At 51.2% G+C, this 12,364-nt stretch carries 11 protein-coding genes; 10 read left to right on the forward strand and 1 reads right to left on the reverse strand.

Translation table 11 applies throughout. The features are described 5' to 3' along the window. Window positions 1-122: 122 nt before the first annotated feature. The 10 genes from cmk (at window position 123) to LG384_RS07860 (ending at window position 11,565) form a co-directional block, all read left to right on the forward strand. Window positions 123-806, forward strand: a complete 684-nt coding sequence (gene cmk / locus LG384_RS07815) for a (d)CMP kinase (RefSeq protein ID WP_045441261.1) — start codon at window positions 123-125, stop codon at window positions 804-806. 113 nt (window positions 807-919) lie between these two features. Next, entirely contained in the window at window positions 920-2,593 is a 1,674-nt protein-coding gene (rpsA, locus tag LG384_RS07820; protein ID WP_045441262.1) for a 30S ribosomal protein S1, read from the forward strand. Between the two features lie 161 nt (window positions 2,594-2,754). Beyond that, window positions 2,755-3,039: an integration host factor subunit beta gene (ihfB, locus tag LG384_RS07825; protein ID WP_003035780.1), complete on the forward strand. Its 285-nt coding sequence runs from the start codon at window positions 2,755-2,757 to the stop codon at window positions 3,037-3,039. Window positions 3,040-3,243: 204 nt separating this feature from the next. Further along, entirely contained in the window at window positions 3,244-5,508 is a 2,265-nt protein-coding gene (locus LG384_RS07830) for a ComEC family protein (protein ID WP_225760710.1), read from the forward strand. A gap of 36 nt (window positions 5,509-5,544) precedes the next feature. Continuing rightward, window positions 5,545-7,293 (forward strand): lipid A ABC transporter ATP-binding protein/permease MsbA, encoded by a 1,749-nt coding sequence (gene msbA, locus LG384_RS07835; protein WP_048221756.1) that lies wholly within the window; start codon window positions 5,545-5,547, stop codon window positions 7,291-7,293. Next, window positions 7,290-8,267, forward strand: coding sequence for a tetraacyldisaccharide 4'-kinase (gene lpxK / locus LG384_RS07840; protein WP_200010749.1), 978 nt, complete (start codon window positions 7,290-7,292; stop codon window positions 8,265-8,267). Before msbA ends, lpxK begins: the two co-directional genes overlap by 4 nt. Window positions 8,268-8,308: 41 nt before the next feature. After that, complete coding sequence (locus tag LG384_RS07845; RefSeq protein WP_225760711.1) at window positions 8,309-9,541, forward strand: winged helix-turn-helix domain-containing protein; 1,233 nt, start codon at window positions 8,309-8,311, stop codon at window positions 9,539-9,541. Between the two features lie 51 nt (window positions 9,542-9,592). Then, window positions 9,593-9,775, forward strand: a complete 183-nt coding sequence (ycaR, locus tag LG384_RS07850; RefSeq protein ID WP_045441267.1) for a protein YcaR — start codon at window positions 9,593-9,595, stop codon at window positions 9,773-9,775. Further along, window positions 9,772-10,518 (forward strand): 3-deoxy-manno-octulosonate cytidylyltransferase, encoded by a 747-nt coding sequence (gene kdsB, locus LG384_RS07855; protein ID WP_045441268.1) that lies wholly within the window; start codon window positions 9,772-9,774, stop codon window positions 10,516-10,518. The genes ycaR and kdsB overlap by 4 nt, the downstream gene beginning before the upstream one ends. Before the next feature lie 153 nt (window positions 10,519-10,671). Beyond that, window positions 10,672-11,565 carry a YcbJ family phosphotransferase gene (locus LG384_RS07860; RefSeq protein ID WP_045441269.1) on the forward strand — a complete coding sequence of 298 codons (894 nt, stop codon included), beginning with the start codon at window positions 10,672-10,674 and terminating at the stop codon, window positions 11,563-11,565. Here LG384_RS07860 and elyC read toward each other — a convergent pair. Continuing rightward, entirely contained in the window at window positions 11,542-12,321 is a 780-nt protein-coding gene (gene elyC, locus LG384_RS07865; RefSeq protein ID WP_045441270.1) for an envelope biogenesis factor ElyC, read from the reverse strand. The genes LG384_RS07860 and elyC overlap by 24 nt on opposite strands. Window positions 12,322-12,364 lie beyond the last annotated feature (43 nt).

The following is a 12,364-nucleotide window of genomic DNA, read 5'->3' on the forward strand; positions in this document are numbered from 1 at the left end:
CATTTATTCTACACTCAGCTTCAATGACTCTGTATTTTTCACACAAAGATAACGATCGTTGACGTTGGCGCGTATAATGCGCGGCGTTCACGTTAACGGTATGCCTGTTTAAGGAGAAAAAGATGACGGCAATTGCCCCGGTTATTACCATTGATGGCCCAAGCGGTGCAGGTAAAGGCACCTTGTGCAAGGCAATGGCGGAAGCATTGCAGTGGCATCTGTTAGATTCTGGCGCGATTTATCGTGTACTGGCGCTCGCGGCGTTACATCACCATGTTGATGTCGCTTCTGAAGATGCGCTGGTCCCGCTTGCGTCGCATCTGGATGTGCGCTTTATCTCAACAGACGGCAATCTGGAAGTTATTCTGGAAGGTGAAGATGTTAGCGGTGAAATCCGCACCCAGGAGGTGGCTAATGCTGCATCTCAGGTGGCTGCGTTTCCTCGTGTTCGTGAAGCACTTTTACGTCGCCAACGCGCCTTTCGCGAAGCGCCGGGATTGATCGCTGACGGACGTGATATGGGGACAGTGGTGTTCCCTGACGCACCGGTGAAAATTTTTCTGGACGCGTCCTCGCAAGAACGTGCGCATCGACGTATGCTACAGTTGCAGGAGAAGGGCTTTAGTGTTAACTTTGAACGCCTTTTGGCCGAGATCGAAGAACGCGACGACCGCGATCGTAATCGTGCTGTAGCGCCATTAGTTCCTGCTGCCGATGCTTTAGTTTTGGACTCAACCCGATTAAGCATTGAGCAAGTGATTGAAAAAGCGTTACAATACGCGCGCCAAAAACTGGCACTCGCTTAAGTGCGACCGAATTTGCAGTACCCCCGTTGCAATGGAATGACAGCGGGTATGTTAAACAACCCCATCCGGCATGGAGCCAGGTGGACGTTAAATATGAAACCTGAAGATTAAACATGACTGAATCTTTTGCTCAACTGTTTGAAGAATCCTTAAAAGAAATCGAAACCCGTCCGGGTTCCATCGTTCGTGGTGTTGTTGTTGCTATCGACAAAGATATCGTACTGGTTGATGCCGGTCTGAAATCTGAGTCTGCCATTCCGGCAGAGCAGTTCAAAAATGCCCAGGGCGAGCTGGAAATCCAGGTTGGTGACGAAGTTGATGTTGCTCTGGATGCAGTAGAAGACGGCTTCGGTGAAACTCTGCTGTCCCGTGAAAAAGCTAAGCGTCACGAAGCTTGGATCACGCTGGAAAAAGCTTACGAAGAAGCTGCGACCGTTACTGGTGTTATCAATGGCAAAGTCAAGGGTGGCTTCACTGTTGAGCTGAATGGTATTCGCGCGTTCCTGCCGGGTTCCCTGGTAGACGTTCGTCCGGTCCGCGACACGCTGCACCTGGAAGGCAAAGAGCTTGAGTTCAAAGTAATCAAGCTGGATCAGAAGCGTAACAACGTTGTTGTTTCCCGTCGTGCCGTTATCGAATCCGAAAACAGCGCAGAACGCGATCAGCTGCTGGAAAACCTGCAGGAAGGCATGGAAGTTAAAGGTATCGTTAAGAACCTCACTGACTACGGTGCATTCGTTGATCTGGGTGGCGTTGACGGCCTGCTGCACATCACCGACATGGCATGGAAACGCGTTAAGCATCCGAGCGAAATCGTAAACGTTGGCGACGAAATCACTGTTAAAGTGCTGAAGTTCGACCGCGAGCGTACTCGTGTATCTCTGGGCCTGAAACAGCTGGGCGAAGATCCATGGGTAGCTATCGCTAAGCGTTATCCGGAAGGTACCAAACTGACTGGTCGCGTGACCAACCTGACCGACTACGGCTGCTTCGTTGAAATCGAAGAAGGCGTTGAAGGCCTGGTTCACGTTTCCGAAATGGATTGGACCAACAAAAACATCCACCCGTCCAAAGTTGTTAACGTTGGCGACGTAGTGGAAGTTATGGTTCTGGATATCGACGAAGAACGTCGTCGTATCTCCCTGGGTCTGAAGCAGTGCAAAAACAACCCATGGCAGCAGTTCGCGGAAACCCACAACAAGGGCGACCGTGTTGAAGGTAAAATCAAGTCTATCACTGACTTCGGTATCTTCATCGGCCTGGACGGCGGCATCGACGGCCTGGTTCACCTGTCTGACATCTCCTGGAACGTTGCAGGCGAAGAAGCAGTTCGTGAATACAAAAAAGGCGACGAAATCGCAGCAGTTGTTCTGCAGGTTGATGCAGAACGTGAGCGTATCTCTCTGGGCGTTAAACAGCTCGCAGAAGATCCGTTCAACAACTGGGTTGCACTGAACAAGAAAGGCGCAATCGTAAACGGTAAAGTGACTGCAGTTGACGCTAAAGGCGCAACCGTAGAACTGGCTGACGGCGTTGAAGGTTACCTGCGCGCTTCTGAAGCTTCACGTGACCGCGTTGAAGATGCAACTCTGGTTCTGAGCGTAGGCGACGACGTTGAAGCTAAATTCACCGGCGTTGATCGTAAGAACCGTGCAATCAGCCTGTCTGTTCGTGCTAAAGACGAAGCTGATGAGAAAGATGCAATCGCAACTGTTAACAAACAGGAAGATGCAAACTTCTCCAACAACGCAATGGCTGAAGCTTTCAAAGCAGCTAAAGGCGAGTAATATCGAGTACTCTCTCATTCCTTTGTGCTATCAACAGCACAAAGGGTGACGAGTAGCTTGACAGATGACAGGATTCGTCCTGTAATCAATGACAAAGGGCGGCTACGGCCGCCCTTAATCAATGCAGCAGCTAATTTTGCCTTTAAGGAACCGGAGGAATCATGACCAAGTCAGAATTGATTGAAAGACTTGCAACCCAGCAACCTCATATTCCCGCGAAAGCGGTTGAAGATGCAGTAAAAGAGATGCTGGAACATATGGCCTCGACTCTTGCGCAGGGCGAGCGTATTGAAATCCGCGGTTTCGGCAGTTTTTCTTTGCATTACCGCGCACCACGCACCGGACGTAATCCGAAGACTGGCGATAAAGTGGATCTGGAAGGGAAATATGTTCCGCACTTTAAACCGGGTAAAGAACTGCGCGATCGCGCCAATATTTACGGTTAAGTTTTAAAAGAAACTTAAGCGCGAAAAAGCACCTGAATGGGTGCTTTTTTCATTTTGACACCCATATTTGAATGCCTCCTCGCAGTTAATTTGCACGTTACATTTCCCATGTAAAAACCGCGGAACCCACCGCGTTTAACGGACAATTTTCACCAGACAACCGTTAAGCTGTACTGCACACTTCCGCCAACAGGGAGGTGTCTGATGAAAATAACAACGGTGAGTTTGTGTGCGTTGTGCGGCATGCTGCCACTTACGCTATTGCCAGCGCTGCCTGGAGCGCTGTATTTGAGTGGTCTGTTTTGTCTGGCATGTATGCTCTGTCTTATTCCTCGCAAATATCTGCAATACACCGGATTAACCCTGTTGTTCTTTCTCTGGGGAATACTGGCGGCGAAAGAAGCGATCTGGGCGAGTAATACGCTCCCTGCCAGGACCCAGCAGGCCATCGTCCAGATTACCAGTACGGACAATAAGACGACACACTACGGGAAAATAACGCACCTTCAGGGACGTCGGATATTTCCAGCAGTGGGGATCGTGCTGTACGGACAGTATTTATCCGGCGATGTTTGTGCGGGCCAGCAATGGGATATGACGCTCAAGGTTCGTGCGGTACATGGGCAGTTGAATGAAGGTGGATTTGATAGCCAGCGTTATGCGCTAGCACAGCATCAGGTGCTGACTGGGCGTTTTCTGCAGGCCACGGTTATCATGCCAAAATGCAGTTTGCGTGCTCGTTACCTCTCTTCACTCAATACCGCTCTGGCCACGTATCCCTGGCAGCAGGTCATACTGGGCCTGGGAATGGGGGAACGATTATCCGTTTCGCAAGAGGTGAAAACCATAATGCGTGATACCGGCACTGCGCATTTGATGGCCATTTCCGGGCTGCACATTGCTTTTGCCGCACTACTGGTCGGCGGGTTGATACGCGGCGGACAATTTTTTATGCCGACACGATGGCTCCACTGGCAGGTACCGCTGGTTGGCGGAATAGCCAGTGCGGCATTCTATGCATGGCTAACGGGTTTACAACCTCCTGCATTACGTACGGTGGTTGCACTGATTGTGTGGGGAGCGCTTCAATTAAGTGGCAGGCGGGGGGGTGGGTGGTCGGTCTGGGTATGTTGCCTGGCCGCCATCGTACTGGTGGATCCAGTCAGCATTCTTTCTCAGAGCCTCTGGTTATCGGCTTTTGCTGTTGCGGCACTGATATTCTGGTATCAGTGGGTTCCGGTGTCGGATCGACCGCTATCCCGTGTCGGACATGTAATCCTGGCGCTGATCCATCTTCAGTTGGGTATTACCGTTCTGTTGATGCCTGTGCAAATCGCTTTTTTTCACGGCATCAGCCTGACATCTTTTCTGGCTAATTTATTTGCCGTCCCGCTGGTTACGTTCGTTTCCGTCCCGCTGATACTCGCCGCAATGATTGTGCATTTAACCGGTCTGGTGATGCTCGAATCGGGACTATGGTATTTGGCTGACCGTTCTCTGGCGCTTCTATTCTGGACGCTCAACAAGCTGCCTGAAGGGTGGGTTAACATTGATGAACGCTGGCAATGGCTAGCATTATCTCCCTGGTTGATGCTTATCGCGTGGCGGCTGAATATCTGGCGTACCCTGCCGATAGTCTGTATTTCTGGACTGTTTTTGCTGAGCGTGCCGCTCTGGATAACGCCGCGAAATGACGTATGGCAGGTGCATATGCTGGATGTCGGGCAGGGGCTGGCGATGGTGATTACCCGTAATGGGAAGGCGATACTTTATGATACCGGTCTGGCCTGGCCGGAAGGCGACAGCGCGCAACAGCTCATTATTCCCTGGTTACGCTGGCACAACCTGGAACCGGAAGGGATTATTCTCAGTCATGAGCATATGGATCACCGGGGGGGATTACGCTCACTACAAAAGACCTGGCCATCTTTGTGGACAAGAAGTCCGTTGGGCTGGGAAGGGCATCTTCCTTGTTTTCGCGGGGAGAGGTGGCAATGGCAGGGTTTAACGTTTAGCGCACACTGGCCAATCAGAAGAAATAAAGAGCAGGGAAATAATCAATCCTGCGTGGTAAAAGTTGATGATGGAAATCACAGCATCCTTCTGACAGGTGATATTGAATCTTCTGCTGAACAAAAAATGCTAAGTCACTACTGGCAGCATCTTCGGTCTACTTTTATTCAAGTTCCGCATCATGGCAGTAATACCTCCTCATCATTAGCGCTGATTCAGCGGGTTGGCGGACAAGGCGCTTTAGCCTCAGCGTCACGCTACAATGCCTGGCGCCTGCCATCCAGGAAGGTGAAGCAGCGTTACCTGCAACAGGGTTATCAATGGCTGGATACACCTCATCAGGGACAAGTTACACTGGATTTTTATCAGAAAAGTTGGCGAGTACGCAGTTTAAGGGATCAGATTTTACCCCGTTGGTATCATCAGTGGTTTGGCGTGCCGGAGGATAACGGGTAGAATATGCGGCTATTCTAACAAATGCTGGTTTTTTGAATGCATAACGATAAAGATCTCTCTACGTGGCAGACATTTCGCCGACTATGGCCAACCATAGCGCCTTTTAAATCGGGTCTGATCGTGGCGGGTATAGCGTTAGTCCTTAACGCGGCCAGCGATACCTTCATGTTATCGCTCCTTAAGCCATTACTGGATGATGGTTTTGGTAAAACAGATCGCTCAGTGCTGCTGTGGATGCCGCTGGTGGTTATTGGGCTGATGATTGTACGTGGCTTAACCAGCTACGTCTCCAGCTACTGTATTTCATGGGTGTCAGGCAAAGTGGTTATGACCATGCGCCGCCGCCTGTTTGGTCATATGATGGGCATGCCCGTCGCCTTTTTTGATAAGCAGTCTACCGGTACGTTACTGTCACGTATTACCTATGATTCAGAGCAGGTGGCGTCTTCGTCTTCCGGCGCGTTGATCACCGTGGTGCGTGAAGGGGCCTCAATTATTGGCCTGTTTATCATGATGTTTTATTACAGCTGGCAGCTGTCATTAATCCTGATTGTGCTGGCCCCTATTGTATCAATTGCGATTCGTGTTGTTTCCAAGCGCTTTCGTAGCATCAGTAAAAACATGCAAAATACGATGGGGCAGGTTACAACCAGTGCAGAGCAAATGCTGAAAGGCCACAAAGAAGTTCTGATATTCGGTGGTCAGGAAGTTGAAACCAAGCGTTTTGATAAAGTCAGCAATAAGATGCGCTTGCAAGGCATGAAGATGGTTTCTGCATCTTCCATCTCCGATCCTATCATCCAGTTGATTGCCTCCTTGGCTCTGGCCTTCGTGTTATACGCAGCCAGTTTCCCAAGTGTGATGGAAAACCTGACTGCGGGGACAATTACGGTTGTCTTCTCCTCTATGATCGCCCTGATGCGTCCGCTGAAGTCTCTGACTAACGTCAACGCGCAGTTCCAGCGTGGTATGGCTGCATGCCAGACCTTGTTTACTATTCTGGATAGTGAACAAGAAAAAGACGAAGGTAAACGTGTGATTGAACGTGCTACCGGCGATCTGGAATTCCGTAATGTGACCTTTACCTATCCGGGTCGTGAAGTTCCAGCGTTGCGTAACATTAATCTGAATATCCCGGCGGGTAAAACCGTGGCGCTGGTAGGCCGTTCCGGTTCAGGAAAATCCACCATTGCGAGTCTGATTACGCGCTTCTACGACATTGATGAAGGGCAGATTCTGATGGACGGACACGATCTGCGTGAATACACCCTGGCATCCTTACGCGATCAAGTGGCTCTGGTCTCGCAGAACGTACACCTGTTTAACGATACGGTTGCGAACAACATTGCCTACGCGCGCACAGATATGTACAGCCGGGAGCAGATTGAAAAAGCGGCGCAGATGGCTTATGCCATGGATTTCATCAACAAAATGGATGATGGTCTGGATACGGTGATTGGCGAGAACGGCGTCCTGCTGTCCGGCGGTCAACGCCAGCGTATCGCTATCGCCCGTGCTTTGCTGCGCGACAGCCCGATTTTGATCCTTGATGAGGCAACGTCAGCTCTGGATACAGAGTCCGAACGCGCAATTCAGGCTGCACTGGATGAGTTACAGAAAAACCGTACTTCACTGGTCATTGCTCATCGCCTTTCAACTATCGAACAAGCGGATGAAATCGTGGTGGTGGAAGACGGGCTGATTGTTGAGCGCGGCACCCATAGCGAACTGCTCGAACAGCGCGGTGTGTATGCACAACTGCACAAAATGCAATTTGGCCAATGATTGCGCGCATCTGGTCTGGTGAATCGCCGCTGTGGCGATTATTACTTCCGCTCTCCTGGCTCTACGGACTGGTGAGCGGAGGTATCCGCTTATGCTACAAGTTGGGACTTAAACGTGCATGGCGCGCACCAGTGCCGGTTGTTGTTGTCGGAAACCTGACTGCGGGTGGCAATGGTAAAACGCCAGTGGTAATTTGGCTGGTTGAACAATTGCAGCAACGCGGCATTCGTGTGGGCGTTGTTTCTCGTGGCTATGGCGGGAAAGCACAGGCTTATCCGCTTTTACTGACAACAGAGACGACCACGGCAGAAGCGGGGGATGAACCTGTGCTGATCTTCCAGCGTACCGGTGTGCCAGTGGCTGTCTCTCCGGTAAGAGCGGATGCGGTAAAAGCCATTCTTGCCCGGCACGACGTGCAGATTATTGTTACCGATGATGGGTTACAGCACTATCGTCTGGCGCGTGATGTTGAAATTGTAGTGATTGACGGTGAACGTCGGTTCGGTAATGGCTGGTGGCTTCCGGCTGGTCCAATGCGCGAGCGTGCCGGACGCCTCAAATCAGTTGACGCGACGATCGTCAATGGTGGCACTCCATTGCCGGGGGAAATTCCCATGTGCCTTGAGCCAGGCCTGGCCGTTAATTTACGTACAGGTGAGCGGCGTAATGTAGCGCAGCTACCCAATATTGTTGCCATGGCGGGTATTGGTCATCCCCCCCGTTTTTTTGCCACACTTGAGGCATGCGGCGCCCGTCCGCAGAAGTGTATCGCGCTGGCAGACCACCAGTCTCTGACCTACAGTGACGTCAGCGTGTTGTCAGGTGAAGACCAAACTCTCGTCATGACGGAGAAAGACGCAGTTAAATGTCGCGCTTTTGCCGATGACAACTGGTGGTACTTACCCGTTGATGCTCATCTGTCGGGTGAACAACCTGGTGTCTTACTCGATAAGTTAACCTCGCTGACTCGCTAACAGATTCAAGCCGTGGCAGCGAATCATTTATGAGGTCATAAATGTCGTTGCCGCACCTTTCTTTGAAGGATGCCCGTCATCTTCACCTTGCTGCACAAGGTTTGCTGAAAAAAACTCGTCGCCGGGCAACCTCTGCTGACATTCTCGCGACCATTTCGCAAATGTCCTTACTCCAAATCGATACTATCAATATTGTGGCTCGCAGCCCTTACCTGGTGCTGTTTAGCCGTTTGGGTGACTATTCGCCGCAATGGCTCGATGAATCATTACTGTGCGGTGAGCTGATGGAATACTGGGCACATGAGGCCTGCTTCCTGCCGCGTAGCGACTTTATGCTGATACGCCATCGCATGCTGGCTCCTGAGAAAATGGGCTGGAAGTACAAAGCAGAGTGGATGAAAGAGCATGCCTATGAGATTGAACAACTGTTACAGCATATCCAGCATAACGGACCAGTAAGATCCGCGGATTTTGAGCACCCGCGTAAGGGAACCAGCGGTTGGTGGGAATGGAAACCGCATAAGCGTCATCTTGAAGGACTTTTCACCGCCGGGAAGGTGATGGTGGTGGAGCGGCGTAATTTCCAGCGAGTCTATGATTTAACGCATCGCGTCATGCCGCACTGGGATGATGATCGTGACCTTCTCTCAAAGGCTGAAGCGGAAATAGTCATGCTTGATAACAGCGCCCGCAGCCTCGGTATTTTTCGTGAGCAGTGGCTGGCAGACTATTACCGCTTGCAGCGTCCGGCGTTAAAAACCTGGTGTGAAGTACGGGCAGAGCAACAACGAATTATTCCTGTAGATGTTGAAGGCCTGGGAACTCTGTGGCTCCATAGCGACCTGCAACCACTTCTTGAGCAGGCACTGGCGGGTAAGTTAACAGCGACCCATACTACGGTTTTATCGCCATTTGATCCGGTGGTTTGGGATCGTAAACGGGCTGAAAAGCTGTTCGATTTTTGCTACCGGCTGGGATGCTACACGCCAGCACCCAAACGTCAGTATGGCTATTTTGTCTTGCCCCTACTGCATCGGGGACAGTTGGTTGGGCGTATGGATGCCAAAATGCACCGAAAAACAGGCGTGCTGGAGGTCATTTCTCTTTGGCTGCAGGATGAGGCCAAACCTGGGGTTACCTTGCAAAAAGGATTATTCCAGGCGATCGATGATTTCGCTCGCTGGCAGCAGGCTGTGCGAGTCACGATAGGCAGCTGTCCTGACGGTTTATTTACTGACTTGCGTCAGGCCTGGGAAATAGACCCAGCCCTGTAAGCGATTATGTTAATATTTACGTATTCACAATCCGGTCCATCTGGAGGAACTATGGATCATCGTCTGCTTGAAATCATTGCCTGCCCGGTATGCAATGGCAAACTCTGGTACAACCAGGAAAAACAAGAACTGATTTGCAAACTGGATAACCTTGCTTTCCCACTGCGAGAGGGAATTCCCGTGTTGCTGGAAACGGAAGCTCGTGTCCTGACTGCTGATGAGAGTAAATCATGAGTTTTGTGGTCATTATTCCTGCGCGTTATGCGTCCACACGTCTGCCTGGTAAGCCGCTGCTGGATATTAACGGTAAGCCGATGATAGTACATGTGCTGGAGCGTGCGCGTGAATCTGGCGCTGAACGTATTATTGTTGCTACCGATCATGAAGATGTTGCGCGTGCTGTAGAAGCCGTTGGTGGCGAGGTGTGCATGACCCGCGCCGATCACCAGTCTGGTACGGAACGCCTGGCTGAAGTTGTCGAAAAATGTGGTTTTAGCGACGATACCGTCATTGTGAACGTTCAGGGTGATGAGCCGATGATCCCGGCGGTTATTATTCGTCAGGTAGCCGAGAATCTGGCGCAACGACAGGTCGGCATGGCGACGCTTGCAGTCCCCATTCACAGCGCGGAAGAGGCGTTTAATCCGAATGCGGTGAAAGTAGTGTTGGATGCTGAAGGGTATGCGCTTTACTTTTCCCGGGCGACAATTCCCTGGGATCGTGACCGTTTTGCAAAAAGCCTGGAAACCGTAGGTAATACTTTTCTGCGCCATCTGGGGATTTACGGTTATCGCGCGGGCTTTATTCGTCGCTATGTGAACTGGCAACCTAGCCCGCTTGAACAGATTGAAATGCTGGAGCAGCTTCGTGTGCTTTGGTATGGAGAAAAAATTCATGTTGCCGTCGCCAAAGAAGTGCCGGGGACAGGGGTTGATACGGCCGAAGATCTTGAGCGCGTCCGCGTCGAAATGCGTTAATCTTTTCACGGCACTCCACCCGTTTTTGGGAGGGGTGTCGTATCGTTACTCTTTTCCCGCCACTTTTCTTTTCATCAATTGATCTCATCCGGGTGACATCTGTCTATTCGACGCTCATTATGAAAGCAGTAGCATTTATGAGGGCAATCTGAAATGGAACAGTTGCGTGCCGAACTCAGCCATCTGCTGGGCGAAAAACTCAGTCGTATAGAATGCGTGAACGAAAAAGTAGATACGGCGCTGTGGTCACTGTACGACAGCCAGGGAAATCCGATGCCGCTGATGGCCCGAAGTTTCACCACCCCGGGCATGGCACAGCAGTTGGCATGGAAAACTACCATGCTGGCGCGCAGTGGTACGGTACGTATGCCGGTCATTTATGGGGTATTAACCCACGAAGAACATCCCGGCCCTGATGTTCTGTTACTTGAACGCTTACGTGGCGTGCCAGTGGAAGCGCCCGCCCGAACGCCAGAACGCTGGGAACATTTAAAAGATCAGATCGTGGAAGGTTTGCTGTCATGGCATCGTCAGGATAGTCGAGGCTGTGTTGGCGCGGTGGATAACACGCAGGAAAATTTATGGCCATCCTGGTATCGCCAACGAGTTGAAGTGCTGTGGAGCACGTTAAACCAGTTCAACAATACCGGCCTTACAATGCAGGACAAACGGATTCTGTTTCGCACCCGTGAATGTTTGCCAGCGTTGTTTGAAGGCTTTAACGATAACTGCGTTCTGATCCACGGTAATTTCAGCTTACGCAGTATGCTCAAAGATGCCCGTAGCGATCAGCTTCTGGCAATGGTGGGGCCTGGTTTGATGCTATGGGCGCCAAGAGAGTATGAGCTGTTTCGACTAATGGATAATGCCCTGGCGGAAAGCCTGCTCTGGCAGTATCTGCAACGCGCGCCAGTGGCAGAGTCGTTTATCTGGCGGCGCTGGTTGTACGTATTGTGGGATGAGGTTGCGCAACTGGTTAATACCGGTCGTTTTAACCGTTCCAATTTTGACCTAGCGACCAAATCACTGCTGCCCTGGCTCGCCTGACGAGCCTTTCAGCCACTGCCAGATCCTGCCCAGTGTTTCGTAACCGACGCGATCGCTATGCATAAGCCAGACGGGCGACGGAATGGCACGTTCCCACGGATTCAGCGGCGAGTCTATTGCCAACTGGTTGGCTGGTGCTGGCAGCGGATGCAGCCCGGCTTGTTGGAAGAAAATCATCGCTCGCGGTAAATGCGACGCAGAAGTCACCAGCAGGAAAGGCGCGTTGCCGATAGCCTGTTTTACCGCAGCAGCTTCTTCCTCGGTATCTTTTGGTGTATCCAGCGTAATAATGTTACTGCGAGGAACGCCCAGCGACTCGGCCACGCGCGCCCCCGCTTCTGCGGTACTGACGTTGTTGGTCTTCGCTGCTGCGCCGGTAAAGATCAGCTTTGATCCTGGATTGGCTTGCCACAGACGAATCCCCTCATTTAGCCGTGGAAGACTGTTATTGATCAGATTAGAACTCGGTGCCCACTGCGGGTTCCAGGTATAGCCCCCGCCCAGAACCACAATGTATTCCACTTTTTGCGTATCTTGCCAGGTGGGATATTTGTCCTCAATAGGTTTAAGCAGACTATCAGCAACCGGTTGCAAGCTGAGCAGTAACAGCGCGAGCCAGCTCAGGCTGATGAACACTTTCCCTGTTTTCTGAAAGCGACTAAACCAGACCAGCGCTAGCCCTGTGCCCATAACAATTAGCATCAATGGAAGCGGCAGCATCATACCGCCAATCACTTTCTTCAGCGTAAAAAGCATCCTTTTTGGTTCCTTTTTTAACCATACAGCAGGGGATCTGCAG

This window comes from Citrobacter sp. Marseille-Q3906 (assembly GCF_916618775.1).
GTDB classification, from domain to species: Bacteria; Pseudomonadota; Gammaproteobacteria; order Enterobacterales; family Enterobacteriaceae; genus Citrobacter; species Citrobacter murliniae.